Below are 19427 nucleotides of genomic sequence, written 5' to 3'. Positions count from 1 at the left end.
TTTACTGGGTATTCAGCAGTTGGGTGATTTCCGCTTTCCATGGTGTCAAATCGCCAATATGCGCATTAACCCACTCTGGGTTGTAGTAGGTCTCAAGATAACGTTCGCCGCTGTCGCACAGTAGCGTTACCAGTGAACCTGTTTCTCCAGCCTCACGCATGCGGGCGGCAAGTTGCAGCGTACCCCACATATTGGTCCCGGTTGAAGCACCGACTTTGCGGCCCAACTGCGTTTCCAGCCAGTGCGCGGTAGCGACGCTGGCGGCATCCGGCACGCGCAGCATTTCATCAACCACGTCCGGAATGAAAGAGGGCTCGACGCGCGGGCGACCGATACCTTCGATTTTACTGCCCACCGGGCTGCGTAATGTGGCGTCACGCGCCTGCCAGTATGGCAGAAAAACAGAGTTTTCCGGATCGACCACCATCAGCCTGGTGTCGTAACCCTGGCAGCGAATGTAGCGCCCAATGGTTGCTGACGTGCCGCCGGTTCCGGCGCTCATCACAATGTGGCGGGGAACGGGATGTGGCTCGCATGACATCTGGCGGAAGATACTGTCGGCAATATTGTTATTGCCGCGCCAGTCGGTAGCGCGCTCGGCGTAGGTGAACTGATCCATATAATGGCCGTTGAGTTCACGGGCCAGCTGTTCAGACGCGGCATAAATTTCGCAGGCGCTTTCCACGAAATGGCAGCGACCGCCGTAAAACTCAATCTGCTCAACTTTGCGTTTTGCCGTGCAGGACGGCATGACGGCGATAAACGGTAGCCCCAGCAGGCGGGCGAAATAGGCTTCAGAAACCGCCGTGGAGCCGGAAGACGACTCAATAATGGTGGTGCCTTCTTTGATCCAACCATTGCACAGTCCGTACAGGAACAGTGAACGCGCCAGTCGATGCTTCAGGCTACCGGTCGGATGTGTACTTTCATCTTTCAGGTACAGCTGAATCCCCGGGAACGCCGGAAGTGACAGGCGGATAAGATGAGTATCTGCGGAGCGTTGATAATCCGCATTGATTTCATTGATGGCGTTTTTAACCCAGGAGCTATTCATCATTAATATCCATTTGTCATTTTGTGCCTAGAGTAACGAAAAGCACGGAAAAAATTGTTGCCATTTAGCCTTTAAAATAGAATGTAGGGAGAAAATTCTTCTCTGTGGAGTGGATATGTTAGACAAAATTGACCGCAAGCTGCTCAGCTTGCTGCAACAGGATTGCACCCTTTCTTTGCAGGCACTCGCAGATGCCGTTAATCTGACAACCACCCCCTGCTGGAAACGACTCAAGCGACTTGAGGATGACGGCGTTCTGCTTGGCAAAGTCGCGCTGCTGGATCCCGAAAAGCTGGGACTTGGGTTAACGGCCTTTGTGCTGATCAAAACGCAGCATCACAGCAGTGAATGGTACTGTCGCTTTGTGACTGAAGTGACCGGGATGCCAGAGGTACTGGGATTCTGGCGCATGGCCGGGGAGTATGACTACCTGATGCGAGTGCAGGTCGCCGACATGAAACGCTATGATGACTTCTACAAACGGCTGGTGAACAGCGTGCCGGGGTTGTCGGACGTTACCTCAAGCTTTGCGATGGAACAGATTAAATACACAACTGCTCTACCTATTGAATAATTCTCCCGGCGCTCATTGTCGGAAATCATGTCAGGACATAACGCGTGCGATTATTTGCTCAATTAAGCTGGTACTTTCGCCGGGAGTGGCGTCGCTACCTCGGGGCAGTGGCCCTGCTTATCATCATCGCTATCCTTCAACTTATTCCGCCTAAAGTGGTCGGTATTATTGTTGATGGCGTGACGGCTCAACGCTTCACGACCGAACGCCTGCTAATGTGGGTTGGCACAATTGCGCTGATTGCGGTGGTGGTCTATTTGCTGCGCTACGTCTGGCGCGTGCTGCTGTTTGGGGCATCCTACCAGCTGGCAGTTGAGCTGCGCGAAGATTATTACCGTCAGTTGAGCCGTCAACATCCTGAATTTTATCTGCGCCATCGCACGGGCGATCTGATGGCGCGCGCCACCAACGATGTTGACCGGGTGGTGTTCGCCGCCGGAGAAGGTGTGCTGACGTTGGTCGACTCGCTGGTGATGGGCTGTGCGGTGCTTATCGTCATGTCTACGCAAATAAGCTGGGAGTTGACGCTATTTGCCTTGCTACCGATGCCGGTGATGGCGCTGATGATTAAGCGTTACGGCGATCGGCTTCATAATCGCTTTAAGCAGGCGCAGGCGGCATTCTCCAGTCTCAACGATCGTACTCAGGAGAGCCTGACCAGCATTCGCATGATTAAAGCCTTTGGTCTGGAGGACCGGCAGTCGGCCTTATTTGCCGCAGATGCGCAGGATACCGGTAAGAAAAATATGCGCGTCGCGCGCATCGACGCCCGCTTCGATCCCACCATTTATATCGCTATTGGTATGGCGAACCTGCTGGCGATTGGCGGTGGAAGCTGGATGGTGGTTCACGGTTCGCTGACGCTCGGTCAGCTGACCAGCTTTATGATGTATCTCGGTCTGATGATTTGGCCGATGCTGGCGTTGGCGTGGATGTTTAATATCGTCGAGCGCGGTAGCGCTGCCTACAGCCGTATTCGCGCCATGTTGGCGGAAGCTCCCGTGGTTAATGATGGCACGGAACCCGTGCCGGAAGGGCGCGGGGAACTGGCGGTTGCGATTCGTGAGTTCAGCTACCCGCTGATGGCGCGCCCGACGTTGGAAAACGTTAATTTCCAGCTTAAGCCTGGGCAGATGCTGGGTATTTGTGGGCCGACCGGTGCGGGAAAAAGTACCATTCTGTCGCTGATCCAGCGCCACTTTGATATTACCCAGGGCGACGTGCGCTTTCATGATATTCCGCTGACGCGCTTACAGCTTGATAGCTGGCGCAGTCGGCTGGCGGTTGTTAGCCAGACGCCGTTTCTGTTTTCGGACACCGTCGGCAACAACATTGCACTTGGACGCCCGCAGGCGACGCAGGCCGAAATCGAACATGTGGCGCGCCTCGCCAGCGTGCATGAGGATATTTTACGTTTGCCGCAGGGATATGACACCGAAGTGGGCGAGCGGGGCGTGATGCTCTCGGGCGGGCAAAAACAGCGAATTTCTATTGCCCGAGCGCTGCTGCTTAATGCGGAAATTCTGATTCTTGACGATGCGCTGTCGGCGGTAGACGGCCGTACCGAACATCAGATCCTGCATAACCTGCGCCAGTGGGGCGAGGGAAGAACGGTTATTATCAGCGCCCACCGCTTGTCGGCGCTGACAGAAGCCAGCGAGATTATCGTGATGCAGCACGGACATATTGCCCAGCGTGGCGACCATGACACGCTGGTCCAGCAACCCGGTTGGTACCGCGATATGTATCGCTATCAGCAGCTGGAAGCGGCGCTGTCTGATGCCCCTGCGTTAAATGAGGAGGCGGCGAATGCGTAGTTTTGGGCAATTATGGCCGACGCTGAAACGGCTGCTGCGCTATGGTTCACCGTGGCGAAAACCACTGGGCATTGCGGTGGTGATGCTGTGGGTGGCGGCGGCGGCAGAAGTCAGCGGTCCGCTGCTGATAAGCTACTTTATTGATAACATGGTGGCGAAAAACAATTTGCCGTTGGCGATGGTGGCTGGTCTGGTTGCGGCTTATGTCGGTCTGCAACTGCTGGCGGCGGGACTGCACTATGCGCAGTCACTGTTGTTTAACCAGGCTGCCGTCGGTGTGGTGCAACAGCTACGCACGGATGTAATGGATGCTGCGCTGCGCCAACCGTTGAGTGAATTTGACATCCAGCCCGTCGGACAGCTTATCTCTCGTGTAACCAACGATACCGAAGTGATCCGCGACCTGTACGTGACGGTCGTGGCGACGGTACTGCGCAGTGCGGCTCTGATTGGTGCCATGCTGGTGGCGATGTTTAGCCTCGAATGGCGTATGGCGCTGGTGGCGATGGCTATATTCCCGGCGGTGATGGTGGTGATGGTGATTTATCAGCGCTACAGCACGCCGATTGTGCGCCGCGTTCGTGCCTATCTGGCTGATATCAACGATGGCTTCAATGAAGTCATTAACGGTATGAGCGTGATCCAACAGTTTCGCCAGCAGGCGCGCTTTGGGGAGCGCATGGGCGAGGCCAGCCGTTCGCACTATATGGCACGCATGCAGACCTTGCGGCTGGACGGTTTTTTACTGCGTCCGTTGCTGAGCCTGTTTTCCGCCCTGATCCTCTGCGGTTTACTGATGTTGTTCAGCGTGACCTCTGGCACGTCCATCGAGGTTGGCGTGCTGTATGCGTTTATCAGCTATCTCGGGCGTCTGAACGAGCCGCTGATTGAGCTGACGACCCAACAATCTATGCTGCAGCAAGCGGTTGTCGCCGGTGAGCGCGTCTTCGAACTGATGGACAGACCGCGTCAGCATTATGGCGATGATGATCAGCCGCTGAAGAGTGGCAACATTGAGGTTGATAACGTGTCATTTGCTTATCGCGATGACAATCTGGTGCTGAAAAATATTAGCCTGTCCGTGCCTTCACGCAGTTTTGTGGCGTTGGTTGGGCATACCGGTAGTGGCAAGAGTACGCTTGCCAGCCTGATGATGGGCTACTATCCGCTGACGCAAGGGGAGATCCGTCTGGACGGGCGCCCCCTCTCCTCGTTGAGTCACGGCGTCTTACGTCAGGGCGTCGCGATGGTGCAGCAGGATCCGGTTGTGATGGCGGACACCTTCCTGGCAAACGTCACGCTGGGCCGCGATATTTCTGAAGATCGAGTGTGGCAGGCGCTGGAGACCGTACAGCTGGCTGAGCTGGCACGCGGTCTGAGTGACGGTATTCACACCCGATTGGGCGAACAGGGCAATAATTTGTCCGTGGGGCAGAAACAGCTGCTGGCATTGGCGCGGGTTCTGGTTGAAACGCCGCAGGTACTGATTCTGGATGAAGCCACCGCCAGTATTGACTCCGGCACGGAGCAGGCCATTCAGCAGGCGCTGGCTGCTGTGCGCGAACACACTACGCTGGTGGTGATTGCCCATCGACTCTCCACGATCGTGGAAGCAGACACCATTCTGGTGCTGCACCGGGGGCAGGCCGTCGAGCGCGGCACACATCAGCAATTACTGGCGGCGCAAGGCCGCTACTGGCAAATGTATCAGCTGCAACTGGCCGGTGAAGAGCTGGCGGCCAGTGCGCATGAGGATTCCATTATTGCCTGATGGCGCAGTGCGTATCAGGCCTACGGCTAAATTGGTTCGAGAAGCATCAACAATCTGGTGCAAAAATGTAACGCACTATGCACCGTTATAGTGCGTTTTTTCTTTTTCTACCCCGGCCGTGCCCTGCGAGCCTGAATCACCCCGCGTTTTTCATTTCTGGCACACCCCTTGCAATATTCATCCTGTGTATCTGCAGCCACTACTGAATTCTGACTGGAGGGGATCTATGAAGCTGGTTACCGTGGTAATCAAACCGTTCAAACTGGAAGACGTCCGTGAAGCACTGTCTTCTATTGGTATTCAGGGGCTGACCGTCACCGAAGTGAAGGGCTTTGGTCGACAGAAAGGCCATGCCGAGTTGTATCGGGGAGCCGAATACAGCGTCAATTTTTTACCGAAGGTGAAGATTGATGTGGCGATTGCCGACGATCAGCTTGATGAGGTGATCGACGTCATCAGCAAGTCGGCCTACACCGGAAAAATTGGCGACGGCAAAATTTTTGTCGCCGAGCTGCAACGTGTGATTCGTATTCGTACCGGCGAAGCCGACGAAGCCGCACTGTAACTTCTGGCACACAGTGATAGGAAACCAAAAAATGAAGATAGCAACGATGAAAACGGGTATCGCTTCACTGGCACTGCTGCCGGGGCTGGCGATGGCAGCGCCAGCCGTCGCGGACAAAGCTGATAACGCCTTTATGATGATATGTACCGCGCTGGTGTTGTTTATGACCATTCCGGGCATCGCGCTGTTTTACGGCGGTTTGATTCGTGGCAAGAACGTTCTGTCGATGCTGACGCAGGTGACGGTGACGTTTGCACTGGTCTGCATTTTATGGGTGGTGTATGGCTACTCGCTGGCCTTTGGCGAGGGGAATAGTTTCTTCGGCAACTTCAACTGGGTGATGCTGAAAAACATTGCCCTGACGGCGGTAACGGGGAGTTTCTACCAGTACATTCACGTTGCGTTCCAGGGCTCATTTGCTTGCATCACCGTTGGACTTATCGTTGGGGCGCTAGCTGAACGCATTCGCTTCTCTGCGGTACTGATTTTTGTGGTGGTATGGCTGACGCTGTCCTACATTCCGATTGCGCATATGGTCTGGGGCGGTGGTCTGTTGGCCTCCCATGGCGCGCTGGATTTTGCGGGCGGGACGGTGGTGCATATCAACGCCGCGATCGCCGGGCTGGTGGGTGCTTATCTGATTGGCAAGCGTGTGGGTTTTGGCAAAGAGGCTTTCAAACCGCATAACCTGCCGATGGTCTTTACCGGGACCGCAATTCTCTACATCGGCTGGTTTGGTTTTAACGCAGGTTCTGCGGGGACGGCAAATGAAATCGCTGCACTGGCCTTTGTGAATACCGTGGTGGCGACCGCTGCTGCCATTCTCGGCTGGATCTTCGGTGAGTGGGCGCTGCGCGGTAAACCGTCGCTGCTGGGGGCGTGTTCTGGTGCCATTGCGGGCCTGGTTGGCGTGACCCCTGCTTGTGGTTACATTGGCGTCGGCGGTGCGTTGATCATCGGGGCAATTGCCGGTCTGGCGGGACTGTGGGGCGTGACGATGCTGAAGCGCTTTCTGCGCGTTGATGACCCGTGCGATGTGTTCGGTGTGCACGGCGTTTGCGGCATTGTCGGCTGTCTTCTGACCGGGGTGTTCGCCGCCAGTTCGCTGGGTGGCGTAGGTTTTGCTGAGGGCGTGACCATGGGGCATCAGGTGCTGGTGCAGCTCGAAAGCGTGGCGATTACCATTGTCTGGTCCGGTGTGGTGGCCTTCATCGGCTATAAGCTGGCGGACATGACGGTAGGGCTGCGCGTACCGGAAGAGCAGGAGCGCGAAGGGCTGGATGTGAACAGCCACGGTGAAAACGCCTACAACGCTTGATATTTCACTCTGCCGGATGGCGCTAAACGCTTATCCGGCCTACGACAGACGTAGTCTGTAGGCCGGATAAGACATCAGTTGCGATTGCGCATCACCCCTTCCTGTACGGTAGAGGCAACCAGCACGCCGTCCTGTGTATAAAATTCCCCGCGCACAAAGCCCCGTGCACCGGAGGCAGAGGTGCTCTCGACGTTATACAGCAACCACTCATTGATATTGAAAGGACGATGGAACCACATCGAATGGTCGATAGTGGCTATCTGAATCCCTTTCTCCAAAAAACCAATTCCGTACGGTTGTAGCGCCACAGGCAGGAAGTTCAGGTCGGAGGCGTAACCCAGCAGATACTGATGCACGCGTAGGTCGTCCTGCACCGTACCGTTGGCGCGGATCCACACCTGGCGTGCTGGTTCGGCGACATGGCCTTTGAGCGGGTTATGAAACTCCACCGGACGCACTTCCAGTGGGCGGTCATTGATAAATTTCTCTTTCAACAGCGGCGGCAGCAGATGCGCCACTGAACGGGCAATTTCGGTTTCGGATTTCAGCGCGTCGGGCCCAGGTGCGTGCGGCATGGTTTTTTGATGTTCAAAGCCATCTTCCGGCGCCTGAAAAGAGGCGGTCATGTAGAAAATGGGCTTTCCGTTCTGGATGGCGGCAATGCGGCGAGCGCTGAAACTGTTACCATCGCGCAGCACTTCGACATCGTAAATTATCGGTTTTTGGCTATCGCCAGGACGTAAAAAGTAGCTGTGAAAGGAGTGCACCAGCCGCTCTTCCGGCACGGTTTCTTTAGCGGCATACAGCGCCTGTCCGACGACCTGCCCGCCAAAAACCTGGCGTAATCCTAAGTCTTCACTTTGGCCGCGAAAGAGTCCTTCTTCAATTTTTTCCAAATTCAACAATGTCAGCAAACTTTTTAGTGCCAGACTCATAGGTGCTCTCCAGGTCATGTCGATGTCGCAGCGAAGTAGGCAGAGTATAACGCAATTTTGAAAGTGGTCCGATGGGTGCAATTGTCTGAATTACCGGTCGATTGCAGGCAAAAATAGCTACTTTGTGCCACACTTAGTCACGTTATGTTTTTGTTAACCACTCTTCTGGCGAGGAAAGTTCTCGCTGGTGCATTGACGATAAGGAGAATTTAATGAAACTCGTGCACATGGTAAGTGGTTTAGCCGTTGCGGTCGCGCTGGCGGCCTGTGCTGATAAAAGTGCAGATATTCAGACGCCTGCGCCAAGCCCTACTACGTCAATTGCTGACACACAGTCAAAAATTCAACAGCCGAATGTTTCTGGTACGGTGTGGATCCGCCAGAAAGTTGCGCTGCCACCGGATGCCGTACTGACCGTCACACTGTCGGACGCTTCGCTGGCGGATGCCCCGTCAAAAGTCCTGTCGCAAAAAGCGGTGCGTACTGAAGGGAAGCAGGCGCCATTTAGCTTTGTGCTGCCGTTTAACCCGGCAGATATTCAGCCGAACGCCCGTATTTTGTTGAGTGCAGCCATTATGGTGAACGACAAACTGGTGTTTATTACCGATACCGTGCAGCCGGTTATCAACCAGGGCGGTACCAAGGCCGATCTGACGCTGGTTCCTGTTCAGCATACGGAAGTTCCGGTTCAGGCCAGCGGTGGTGCGGCAACTACGGTGCCGTCAACGTCTCCCACGCAGGTGAATCCGTCTTCAGCCGTCCCTGCACCTACGCAGTACTAAGACTGGCATGACCCTCTCCGCCAGGGGAGGGTTAATACACCCAGCGATAACGTTGTAAATCGATGTGCCCACTTCCCGAAACCGCCACCCCTTCAGCCAGCAATGCCTGACGCTGGCGCTGTAAATCCGGCCCGGTCAGCGATATAGCACCATGGCGATTAACGACTCGATACCACGGCAGGGTGCTGCCTTCGGGAAGCCGTTTGAGGACGCCGCCGACCTGACGTGCTGCACGCGGAGATCCGGCAAGTCTGGCGACATCACCATAGGTAGTGACGAATCCTTCGGGGATTGAGGCGACAATTTGCCAGACGCGTTGGGGGAAAGAGTCTTGTATATCCATCATTTATTCCTGCGCTAATTCCCCAGCATAATCTGGAATGGCGGGTGAGTGAAGCCGCATTGCACAAGAAAACAGCATCTGGTGCTGGATGGGTTGCAATTACACGGTGCAGCAGTGATAATGCGCCTGCGCGTTGGTTAACAACGCTCTCAATGGGGGCTCTGTTGGTTCTCCCGCAACACTACTCTGTTTACCAGGTCAGGTCCGGAAGGAAGCAGCCAAGGCAGATGACGTGTGTGCCGGGATGTAGCTGGCAGGGCCCCCACCCAATTCTGCCGTTCGGCAATCTTTTTCACCTTTCCTCGTCACTTAGATTATTTTACGTATTTTCCCATGACTTGCCTGTGAACGCAGAGTGTCCCAGATCGGCTGCAATGTGTTGAAGGCGGCGCGCATCGTGTCATCCGGCAGCGCGAAGGGCATGCGTAAGAAACGATCGAATGCACCCGCTAACCCAAAGCGCGTTCCGGTACCTAACTGAATACCGGCGCTGTCGGCGCGAGTGGCAAACAGCGTCGCCAGCGTATCGGGCAATTCTACCCAGAAAGATAACCCGCCCTGCGGTTGGGTAAATTGCCATTCCGGGAAATGCGATCGCATCAGAGTATGGCACTGGTCGCGTCTGGCGGTGAGCAGTTGTCTTCTGTCCGGGAGAAACTGCGCGGCGTTATCCAGCAGCCAGCCGGTAGCGAGCTGTTCCAGCACCGGAGAGCCTAAATCGAACGTGTCGCGGGTTTGCACCAGTGCGGCAATAGTCCGTGATGACGCCCGCACCCAGCCAAGACGTAATCCTCCCCAGAAACTTTTACCGGCAGACCCCAACATAATGATGGGTGAATAGCGATTGAAGGCGGCAAGCGGCGGTGGTGGCGGGGCGTCATACCACAGATTGACCATGGTTTCGTCCACCACCAGCGTGGTGTGCGTTTTGGCGGCGATATCGGCCACCACCTGGCGTGTGGCGGCGTCCATGCAACGTCCGGTAGGATTGTGAAAATCCGGCATCAGGTAGGCCATGCGTGGGGCGGTTTGTGCGATGGTGGCGACAAGACCCGCAGTATCCCATCCCTGTTCAGGCAGCGACACCCCCACGGGTCGGCAGGAGGCCCCCTGAATCGCCGCAATAGCGAGCGGGTAAGTAGGATGATCAACCACTACGCGATCGCCTGGACCGGTAAGCAACCGCAGGATCAGCGCCAGCCCGCTGACTGCACCATTGACCACCATAACCTCATCCGGCTGCGTGGGTAATCCGCGTTCGCAGTAATGCCGGGCAATGGATTCGCGCAAAGACGGTAGCCCCTGGGGCAGATACCCGGAACTTAATAGATGCTGCGGTATGGCAAACAGCGCCTGCTGGTAAGCCTGATGAATTTCGGGACCTGCGCTGAGCGCGGCGGTGGACAGATCGAGTGCGGTACCGGTGACGGTGCGAGTCGGTACATGGCGAATATGTTCCGGCAGGATCACCCGTGAGCCGCTACCCTGGCGGCTTTCCAGATATCCTTCTTCCCGCAGCTGTGCCATTGCGCTGGCGATAGTTGTTCGGCTGACTTCCAGCACCGTAGCAAGTTCGCGCTCGCCGGGAAGCCGGCTATCCAGCGCCAGCCGGCCATCCAGTATCAGCAGACGCAAGGCTTCGGCCAGCTGTCGCCAGATTGGGGTACGTGAGGGACTCTCCTGCCAGTGCCCGAGCAGGCGCTGGAGAGACTGACTTCCATAACGACGAGATGACATTGCAGTCCACTTTTTGGAAACTGGTCATTAATCATAGTGCCAATTGCGTTGAAGATGAAGACTGTCTGCGCAGGGAGAGGAGAAAAGCATGCTGCGTCGTTTACTGCAATTGTTTATCGGGCTGACGCTTTACGGCGTGTCGACGGCGATGTTTGTGCGTGCGGATTTAGGCGCTGATCCCTGGAACGTTTTTCATCTGGGTGTGGCAAATCTGTTGTCGATGAACATCGGCTTGGTGATTATTGCCGTGGGCGTATTGGTCCTGTTGGCATGGATTCCACTACGCCAGCGTCCGGGGTTTGGCACATTAAGTAATGTCATTATGATTGGGCTGGCGGCTGATGTGGCGCTGATGGTAATCCCGGGATTTGAATCCCTGTTTGCCCGCAGCGGTCTGTTGGTATCTGCGGTGATACTGAACGCCTTAGCGACCAGTCTGTATATCGGTGCGGGGTTCGGTGCTGGCCCACGTGATGGTCTGATGACCGGCATTCACGCGCGTACTGGTTGGCCGGTGAGGCGAATTCGAACGGCCATCGAAGTGTCGGTGTTGTTTATCGGTTGGCTACTCGGGGGAACCCTGGGCGTTGGTACGGTGCTGTATGCACTGGCGATTGGTCCGCTCATTCAGCTTTGCCTGCCGTGGTTTCGGCATCAGCCGCAGTCACGCATTCGGGTTCGGAATGAACCTACGGCATGATCGCGGGCTGACGACTAAACTTAATCTCGACTGACGCGGCCAGAATTGGCTTGCCGCGCAGTAAACTTCGGAGGCTTTTCTCATGAAGTATGTTGATGGTTTTGTGGTTGCCGTACCCGCTGAAAACAAGGAGGCGTATATCGCGATGGCGGCAAAAGCGGCTCCGCTTTTCAAGGAGTTCGGTGCATTGCGCGTGGTGGAATGCTGGGCAGACGATGTCCCTGACGGCAAATTGACCGATTTTCGCATGGCGGTAAAAGCGCAGGATCATGAAGAAGTGGTATTCAGCTGGATTGAGTATCCTTCAAAAGAAGTCCGTGACGCGGCGAATCAGAAGATGATGTCCGATCCCCGAATGAAGGAATTTGGCGAATCGATGCCCTTTGATGGCAAGCGCATGATCTACGGTGGATTCTCGCCCATTATGGATGACTGACGTGACTGGCTGTGCGGCGTGCCGCCAGCCATCTCAATCTTTTCGCATGTCGGCTACAGTCGTGTCTCCGCCCACAGGATAAACTCTGCCTTTGGCAATGCCTTACTGTATAGCCAGCCCTGGCCGTACTGCACGCCATGCAGTCGTAGCCACTCTTCCTGATTTTTCGTCTCGATACCTTCTGCCACCATTTCCAGCTTCAGCGTTTTTGCGATCTCGATAATATGCGGCGTCACGTTGTTGTATCCCAACGCATCCACGAACGATTTGTCGATCTTCAGAATATCGACATCCAGATCCTGCAAGTAACTGAGACTGGAATAACCGGTGCCAAAATCATCAATGTAAATCGAATGGCCGGCCTGGCGGTACTTGGCGATGAACGGAGCGCTGGTTTTCGGATCGGCAAAGGCGCGTTCTGTGAGTTCGAGTGCAATTTGCGACGGGTTTATCTGATAGTGATTCACCTTCCGGCTGAGCAGACCTGGCAGCGTTTCTGATGTTAGATTATCGGCTTCAAGATTGATGGAGATATGCTGCTCCGGATGGTGATGAAGCCATTTGCCCAGATCGTCAAACACGCTTTCGATAATCAGGCGAGTGAGAGGGGTTGTCAGGCCGGTCTGCTGTGCCAGCGCGACGAAAATTTCTGGTGAGAGAAAACTGCCATCGGGCTGCGGCCAACGGGCCAGCGCTTCGGCACCTACCACTTTCCCGGTACGAAGAGAAATGATCGGCTGATAGTACACCTTAATTTCACGGCGCTGGATAGCCTCCTGCAACTGATGATGGGGAGACTGCAAACGACGTAAAATACGCAGAACAAAGGCGGCGGTCAGCAGACCGATAAGAATTCCCGCCGGGAGCCAGATAAGCGCCTGTCGGTGCCATATTTTTTTCAGCGGCAGCGTAGATGCCCAGCTGACGACGGTAATACCTAATGCAGGGAAGGGGCGGGCGTTGTAAATAACGCCCTCTTTTTGCAAATGCGTAGTGGCATTATCTTGTTGAAAATTTTGCAAAATATCTTCTGGTAGCGTTCCGCTACTGGTGACAATCCTGCTTTTATCGGCGCCAATAATGGCGACATCAATCGGCCACGAACCAAACGGAACAACGTCAATGAACGTGGCGGGATCGACCATCACCACATAGTTTTCGCTGCCTAATGCAGCCATAAAACGCTGGATACCTAAGTCGTTATCCGTGGTTAACCAGGCACGGTAGCCATCCTCGGTGACTTTCATCGCCGCAGGGAAGGCGACAGCACGGCTTTTATTCTCGAGGGAAGAGCATTGCGGGACGTTGTCCTTGAGGTACACCACTTCCTGAATGTAACGATAGCTGTATGACAAACGACGCATTTCCAGTAAATGTTCCGTTCCGCAAGGTTCTCCCTTGAAGGTCTCAATCTGGCGTAATGCTTTTTTCGCCTGCTCGCCGACCCTTTCTGTGCGCAAAGCAACCCGGCTGGTGTAAGAATCAAGCTCGTCCATAAATTTAGTTTCAACCTGACGATACGCCAGCCACAGACTCAAACCCACTGGCGCAAGGATGGACAGAATCAGTATTCCGGTCACCAGGCTGATCAAATGTCGTGTTGTCACAGTGATATCCTTATTTACACAGCGTAGGGAAAGTATATCCGAAAGTGAAAAATCTATTCGAATGACCTAATAGATTTAAGAGGGGTATTTCCAGATTAATTACCCACTGTGTAAATGAGGTTGAGCCAGGGACGAGAGTAGTGTACTTTATTGTTATGTTATAATGTAACAATTAGAGGTTGCTATGAAACCGGATATCCATCCTTTTTATCGTACTGTGGTATTCCACGACACCAGTGCCAATGAGTACTTTAAGGTCGGTTCGACCATCAAAACGGAACGTGAGATTGAATTTGAGGGGCAAACGTATCCCTACGTGACCCTTGATATTTCGTCTAAATCACACCCGTACTACACCGGGAAGCAGAAGACGTTCGACAACGAAGGCAGTGCGGCGCGTTTCCAGAAACGTTTTGGCCATTTTATTGGCACTAAGCGAGGTTAATATGCAGGTTCTTAATTCACTTCGAAGTGCCAAACAGCGCCACCCTGACTGTCAGATAGTCAAACGCAAAGGGCGTTTGTATGTTATCTGCAAAACGAATCCGCGATTTAAAGCGGTGCAGGGCAGGAAGAAAAGACGTTAGACATTTTGCCAACATTTCAGGGAAACCAGTGCGTGCCAGCGGGTACGCACTTTTTTATTGGCTGGTCGGCAAGCTACTGACCGGCAGCTTCTGCGCGAGTTAGCGTGAAGACGTCGTAGAAAGAGAGTTCGCCTTTCCGCGCCATCATTTTTTGCAATTGGGCTTTACGTTCGCCATCCACCCGCGGTGAATGCAGAATGGTCTCGATAAGCGCTGGCGGAACAAAACGGGTGTTATACCATTCGCCGTTATAGCAGACTCTGAAGTCCAGCACGTCGATGTCTTCGAAACGGTAACGCGGCGCGACGTCAAAAAAGAAAAAACCATTGAGGATGACAAACAATACCACCAGCAGCCACACTGAATCGACCAGCGTTTCTGATTGCAGCATAACCGCCAGCGTGGCGAACCAGGCGACATACATGCCAATAAACAGTCCCGGATACTTGCGAATGAAGCTGATGCTAAAACGCGGTCTGTTATCGCGCTTTTCGCGCACATTTAAGTCGTCAATTGTTTCGGTGAGCAGGCGCTGTATTTCTGTCATCTCTTGCCTTCGTGATGTCTTCAATATTCAGGTGGGATCGACCCATTTTAAGAGGGGATAGTGCCTGAAAAAAGTAACAGATTAACCACAATTTAGCATAACAGTTACATTTGAACGTATAGCGTTTTGATGAGGCGCGCAGGATTGCCGCCTACAACGGTGTTTTTGACCCAACAGGTTATGCAGGACAGTCTGCATCTTCTGTTTGCCGAACGTTCATTATGGCAAAACAATAAAACGCAATGCGCACAGGGGAGCGTTCCCATTACCTTATTGTGATCGAAGTCACCTGATTTGAATTAAATAACTATTGTAAATATGAGGAGGTGGTCAGCCAGACAAACAAATCTAACGCGATACCTGACTTAACCTCGTGAACAATTAGCGAATAAATTTCCAAACGGAAGTTGGAATCTTGTCGTACAGCTTATTCATCGTCAATTCAGCAAGGCGATGATCTGCTGCTGAGTAAAATACAGCCAGTTCATTGTCGGACAATTCATATTTATTTTTCTCAATAACGCGCTCGAGCGTGTCAATTGTCTGGCAGCGTCGAAGACGCATCAAATAATCTGTTTTAGTTAATGGTTTATCAGACATAACTCTTACCTATGATTGTAATATTTTTTAACAAGACAAACTAACAGGATTAGCCCTGGTGGCATTGACAAAACAGCGAAACAGTCGATTTCCGGACTTTCGCCATTTCTGCAAATCCTGCGTATTAATACCATAATTGCTGAACAACATAAAAGTGTCATCCAGGTATTCATCAATCTGCGCAATCAGCTTATTGTCCTCATTGTACTTAATTTTATAATTAAGTGCGAAGGTTGCAATATGCTCTATCAGTTCGTTGAGCTGCAGGCTGGTTGCTGAAGTCGGGTCATTAACCCAGCCATGGTTGCTTTGTTCAAGGTTTGCAAGACAGTCATGATACAAGGTTTCGCAGAGAAATTTAAGCTGCGCGATATCATGCCGTTTGGGTGAGTACTCGTCCATAGCGCATCCCCTTCTTAGTGGTTTAAACTAACCGAACACCTTCGGGGTGGATACAACAAACTACCTGAAACTTGCCCGTGACGCCTGATGATTTAACTATAATCTACTCTAAAAAAGATTTCATCGTCATATCATGAAAAATTACAATTGCGTAAAATTATGATGTGGCACCCTTTTTACATTTTACCTTAAAAATGAAGGTATTCGAAATGGAACAACTTCTTTATTGTTCGGGCAATCATCAGGTTAACGGAGTTAGCTTTAGCAATCAAAGGCAACCTCTAACAATGCAGATTAGCTGCTAGGATTAATCTTAATAATTATTCAGGTAAAATAAGAAACCTCAAGAATTCTTAAGAATAGCCTTTAAGCCTACAGGGATTATATCGCTTATTCACTCGGCAGAAAATAAACGTAATCACAATAAGTGATTTTTATGATTTTTCCAGAAAAAAGGCCGCTTGCGCGGCCTTTTCATTAGCGATGAATCAATGGTGATCAACCGGGTGGCTGTGTTCAACATCTTCATTCTTGCGGCTAAAGCGGCGGCGAACCACCACAAAGAACACTGGAACGAAGAAGATAGCCAGTACGGTTGCTGTAACCATCCCGCCCATTACGCCAGTACCAACGGCGTTCTGCGCGCCACTCCCTGCGCCGGAGCTGATAACCAACGGCATAACGCCAAGAATAAAGGCCAGCGAGGTCATCAGGATCGGACGTAAACGCATACGAACTGCATCCAGCGTCGCCTCGATCAACCCTTTACCCTCTTTATCCATCAAGTCTTTGGCGAATTCGACGATCAATATCGCGTTCTTCGCCGACAACCCAATGGTTGTGAGCAGGCCTACCTGGAAGTAAACGTCGTTAGTTAATCCGCGGAACGTCGCGGCCAGCAACGCACCGATAACCCCCAGCGGAACCACCAGCATAACGGAGAACGGAATTGACCAGCTCTCGTACAGTGCTGCCAGACACAGGAAGACGACGATCAGTGAAATGGCATACAAGGCCGGAGCCTGGTTGCCAGACAGTCGTTCCTGATAGGACATCCCGGTCCAGTCATAGCCGATACCGGACGGCAGTTTGCTTGCCAGTTGCTCCATCATTGCCATGGCTTCACCGGTACTTTTACCCGGTGCAGCCTGGCCTAAAATTTCCATGGAAGGCAGACCGTTATAGCGTTCCAGTCGCGGTGAACCATATTCCCAACGTGAGGTAGAGAAGGCGGAGAACGGTACCATTTGTCCATCGCTACCGCGAACGTACCAGTTTCCAATATCTTCCGGCAACATACGGTATTCCGCTTCAGACATGACGTAAACTTTCTTCACGCGACCACGGTCGATGAAGTCGTTCACGTAGCTTCCGCCCCATGCTGCACCCAGCGTTGTATTAATATCACTAATGGAAACGCCCAGCGCCTGCGCTTTTTCCTGATCGATATCGATCTTGAACTGCGGCGTATCTTCCAGGCCATTAGGACGAACACCGACCAACAGATCCGGATGCTTGGCCACTTCACCAAACAGCTGGTTACGCGCCTGTGTTAGTTTGTCATGGCCCAAACCCCCCTGGTCAATCAACTGGAAGTCAAAACCAGTTGCGGTACCCAGTTCGACAATCGCGGGCAGGTTAAAGGCGAAGACCATCGCATCTTTAATCTTCGAGAACGCCCCCATCGCGCGAGCGGTGATTGCCTCGACCTTGTTCTCATCACCCGGACGTTCGCTCCAGTCTTTTAACGACACGAAGGCAATACCGGTGTTCTGACCGCGTCCCGCAAAACCGAAGCCGTTAACGGCAAATACCGATTCAACGTTATTTTTTTCTTTGGTCAGATAGTAATCCGTCATTTCGTCCAGCACCTTCTGGGTACGCTCTTGCGTAGCACCTGCAGGTAGCTGAGCCATGGACAGGAATACCCCCTGGTCTTCATCCGGCAAGAAGGAGCTTGGCAGGCGAACGAACAGATAAGCCATGCCGACGACAATGATCAGATACAGCGCCAAATAACGACCCGTACTGCGCAGAATGCCGCCAACGCTGTCGGTATAGTGGTTGGTGCTCTTATCGAACATGCGGTTAAACCAGCCGAAGAAGCCTTTTTTGCCTTCTCCGTGATCGCCCTTAGCGATCGGTTTGAGCATGGTGGCACAAAGAGCCGGCGTCAGAATCAACGCCACCAGTACTGACAACGCCATTGCAGAAACAATGGTGATGGAGAACTGACGGTAGATTGCCCCGGTAGATCCGCCAAAGAATGCCATCGGGATAAATACCGCTGACAGCACCATCGCGATGCCCACCAGTGCGCCCTGAATCTGGCCCATTGATTTACGCGTCGCTTCTTTCGGCGGCAGTCCTTCCTCCGCCATAACGCGCTCAACGTTCTCGACCACCACGATGGCGTCATCCACCAACAGGCCGATGGCGAGCACCATCCCGAACATCGTCAGGGTGTTTATCGAGAAGCCGAAAATGGCCAGCACTGCAAAGGTACCCAGCAAGACCACCGGTACGGCAATGGTCGGAATCAACGTCGCGCGGAAGTTCTGCAGGAACAGATACATAACCAGGAACACGAGGATGATTGCTTCCACCAGCGTTTTCACCACTTCGTGAATTGAGATTTTCACGAACGGCGTGGTGTCATACGGGTAAACAATTTTCAGGCCTGATGGGAAGAACGGCTCCATCTTCGCCAGTTCAGCGCGGATGGCGCTAGCGGTATCCAGGGCGTTAGCACCTGTCGCCAGTTTGATACCCAGACCGGAAGCCGGTTTGCCGTTAAACTTCGCAATGATGTCGTAGTTTTCGCCACCCAACTCCACTTTCGCCACGTCACGCAGACGAACCTGAGAACCGTCCTGATTCACTTTCAGCAGAATTTTGCTGAATTCATCGGCAGAGGTCAGACGGGTTTGCGCGATGATTGACGCGTTAAGCTGCTGGCCTTTCACCGGTGGCGTACCACCTAACTGACCGGCTGCAACCTGGGCGTTCTGCGCTTTAATGGCGTTGATCACATCAACCGGCGTCAGCTGGAAGTTGTTCAGTTTGTTCGGATCCATCCAGATACGCATTGCGTACTGGGAACCGAACAGCTGAACGTCACCCACACCTGAAGTACGGCTGATGGCGTCCTTCATGTTAGCGCCCACGTAGTCTGAAATATCTTCCTGGGTCATGGTGCCGTTGGTGTTGATAACACCGACAACCATCAGGAAGCTACTTGAAGACTTCTCTACGCTAACCCCTTGTTGTTGAACTTCCTGAGGCAGTAACGGCATCGCCAGCTGCAGTTTGTTCTGTACCTGCACCTGTGCGATATCCGCATCCGTACCTGACTGGAAGGTAAGGGTGATCTGCACGGTACCCGTGGAGTCACTGTTGGAGGACATGTACATCAGGTTATCGATACCGTTCATATTCTGTTCGATAACCTGCGTAACAGTATCCTGTACTGTTTTCGCATCAGCGCCAGGGTAGGTCGCGGAGATCGTCACTGCAGGCGGTGCAATAGTTGGATATTGCGCTACCGGCAATTTGAGGATCGCGAGCCCCCCTGCCAACATGATGATAATGGCGATCACCCACGCAAATATGGGGCGATCGATAAAGAAATTAGGCATGTCTTAACGGCTCC

Annotated in this window: 18 protein-coding genes, 1 other RNA gene and 1 pseudogene; 11 read left to right on the top strand and 9 right to left on the bottom strand. The window is 53.1% G+C overall.

What is annotated here, in order from left to right; translation table 11 throughout:
* Position 1: 1 nt before the first annotated feature.
* Complete coding sequence (locus FDX22_RS11655; protein ID WP_222592519.1) at positions 2 to 1057, bottom strand: PLP-dependent cysteine synthase family protein; 1056 nt, start codon at positions 1055 to 1057, stop codon at positions 2 to 4.
* 112 nt (positions 1058 to 1169) lie between these two features.
* On the opposite strand from FDX22_RS11655, the gene decR reads away from it, so the two are divergent.
* From decR to amtB, 5 genes are all read left to right on the top strand, one after another.
* Positions 1170 to 1628, top strand: a complete 459-nt coding sequence (gene decR, locus FDX22_RS11650) for a DNA-binding transcriptional regulator DecR (protein WP_164496612.1) — start codon at positions 1170 to 1172, stop codon at positions 1626 to 1628.
* Between the two features lie 44 nt (positions 1629 to 1672).
* Positions 1673 to 3445, top strand: coding sequence for a SmdA family multidrug ABC transporter permease/ATP-binding protein (locus FDX22_RS11645; protein ID WP_135912458.1), 1773 nt, complete (start codon positions 1673 to 1675; stop codon positions 3443 to 3445).
* The gene (locus tag FDX22_RS11640) at positions 3438 to 5216 is read left to right on the top strand and encodes a SmdB family multidrug efflux ABC transporter permease/ATP-binding protein (RefSeq protein ID WP_096758052.1); all 1779 of its coding nucleotides are present in this window, start codon (positions 3438 to 3440) and stop codon (positions 5214 to 5216) included. Before FDX22_RS11645 ends, FDX22_RS11640 begins: the two co-directional genes overlap by 8 nt.
* Positions 5217 to 5442: 226 nt before the next feature.
* Positions 5443 to 5781 (top strand): P-II family nitrogen regulator, encoded by a 339-nt coding sequence (gene glnK / locus FDX22_RS11635; protein WP_096758051.1) that lies wholly within the window; start codon positions 5443 to 5445, stop codon positions 5779 to 5781.
* Between the two features lie 31 nt (positions 5782 to 5812).
* Complete coding sequence (gene amtB / locus FDX22_RS11630; protein ID WP_096758050.1) at positions 5813 to 7099, top strand: ammonium transporter AmtB; 1287 nt, start codon at positions 5813 to 5815, stop codon at positions 7097 to 7099.
* Between the two features lie 74 nt (positions 7100 to 7173).
* Here amtB and tesB read toward each other — a convergent pair whose 3' ends face one another.
* Complete coding sequence (tesB, locus tag FDX22_RS11625) at positions 7174 to 8034, bottom strand: acyl-CoA thioesterase II (protein ID WP_115259224.1); 861 nt, start codon at positions 8032 to 8034, stop codon at positions 7174 to 7176.
* A 212-nt stretch (positions 8035 to 8246) separates the two neighbouring features.
* On the opposite strand from tesB, the gene FDX22_RS11620 reads away from it, so the two are divergent.
* Positions 8247 to 8816 (top strand): YbaY family lipoprotein, encoded by a 570-nt coding sequence (locus FDX22_RS11620; RefSeq protein ID WP_096758048.1) that lies wholly within the window; start codon positions 8247 to 8249, stop codon positions 8814 to 8816.
* Between the two features lie 31 nt (positions 8817 to 8847).
* Here FDX22_RS11620 and FDX22_RS11615 read toward each other — a convergent pair.
* Positions 8848 to 9237, bottom strand: a pseudogene (locus tag FDX22_RS11615) (MGMT family protein).
* 84 nt (positions 9238 to 9321) lie between these two features.
* Here FDX22_RS11615 and ffs point away from each other — a divergent pair.
* An RNA gene (gene ffs / locus FDX22_RS11610) (signal recognition particle sRNA small type) lies at positions 9322 to 9418 on the top strand.
* A gap of 50 nt (positions 9419 to 9468) precedes the next feature.
* Here ffs and FDX22_RS11605 read toward each other — a convergent pair.
* The gene (locus FDX22_RS11605) at positions 9469 to 10896 is read right to left on the bottom strand and encodes a PLP-dependent aminotransferase family protein (RefSeq protein ID WP_146717227.1); all 1428 of its coding nucleotides are present in this window, start codon (positions 10894 to 10896) and stop codon (positions 9469 to 9471) included.
* Positions 10897 to 10984: 88 nt separating this feature from the next.
* On the opposite strand from FDX22_RS11605, the gene FDX22_RS11600 reads away from it, so the two are divergent.
* On the top strand, positions 10985 to 11596 hold the full coding sequence (locus FDX22_RS11600) for a YitT family protein (RefSeq protein ID WP_146717226.1): 612 nt from the start codon (positions 10985 to 10987) through the stop codon (positions 11594 to 11596).
* Between the two features lie 82 nt (positions 11597 to 11678).
* Positions 11679 to 12032 (top strand): DUF1428 domain-containing protein, encoded by a 354-nt coding sequence (locus FDX22_RS11595; RefSeq protein WP_115259217.1) that lies wholly within the window; start codon positions 11679 to 11681, stop codon positions 12030 to 12032.
* Between the two features lie 53 nt (positions 12033 to 12085).
* On the opposite strand, the gene FDX22_RS11590 is transcribed toward FDX22_RS11595, so the two are convergent.
* Positions 12086 to 13639, bottom strand: a complete 1554-nt coding sequence (locus tag FDX22_RS11590) for an EAL domain-containing protein (RefSeq protein ID WP_146717225.1) — start codon at positions 13637 to 13639, stop codon at positions 12086 to 12088.
* A gap of 184 nt (positions 13640 to 13823) precedes the next feature.
* On the opposite strand from FDX22_RS11590, the gene FDX22_RS11585 reads away from it, so the two are divergent.
* Both FDX22_RS11585 and ykgO read left to right on the top strand, forming a co-directional pair.
* Entirely contained in the window at positions 13824 to 14084 is a 261-nt protein-coding gene (locus tag FDX22_RS11585; RefSeq protein ID WP_115259215.1) for a type B 50S ribosomal protein L31, read from the top strand.
* A gap of 1 nt (position 14085) precedes the next feature.
* A complete protein-coding gene (ykgO, locus tag FDX22_RS11580) occupies positions 14086 to 14226 on the top strand; it encodes a type B 50S ribosomal protein L36 (protein WP_005125190.1) in 141 nt (46 codons plus the stop codon).
* Between the two features lie 73 nt (positions 14227 to 14299).
* Here ykgO and FDX22_RS11575 read toward each other — a convergent pair whose 3' ends face one another.
* From FDX22_RS11575 to acrB, 4 genes are all read right to left on the bottom strand, one after another.
* Positions 14300 to 14773, bottom strand: coding sequence for a YlaC family protein (locus FDX22_RS11575; RefSeq protein WP_096758041.1), 474 nt, complete (start codon positions 14771 to 14773; stop codon positions 14300 to 14302).
* A 381-nt stretch (positions 14774 to 15154) separates the two neighbouring features.
* Complete coding sequence (locus FDX22_RS11570) at positions 15155 to 15373, bottom strand: HHA domain-containing protein (RefSeq protein WP_002892050.1); 219 nt, start codon at positions 15371 to 15373, stop codon at positions 15155 to 15157.
* Between the two features lie 27 nt (positions 15374 to 15400).
* Positions 15401 to 15775, bottom strand: coding sequence for an Hha toxicity modulator TomB (tomB, locus tag FDX22_RS11565; RefSeq protein ID WP_115259201.1), 375 nt, complete (start codon positions 15773 to 15775; stop codon positions 15401 to 15403).
* 488 nt (positions 15776 to 16263) lie between these two features.
* A complete protein-coding gene (acrB, locus tag FDX22_RS11560) occupies positions 16264 to 19413 on the bottom strand; it encodes an efflux RND transporter permease AcrB (protein ID WP_096758039.1) in 3150 nt (1049 codons plus the stop codon).
* Positions 19414 to 19427 lie beyond the last annotated feature (14 nt).

This window comes from Citrobacter sp. TBCS-14, from assembly GCF_005280805.1.
Classification (GTDB): Bacteria; Pseudomonadota; Gammaproteobacteria; order Enterobacterales; family Enterobacteriaceae; genus Citrobacter; species Citrobacter gillenii.
This window is presented reverse-complemented; position numbering and strand designations above follow the sequence as displayed.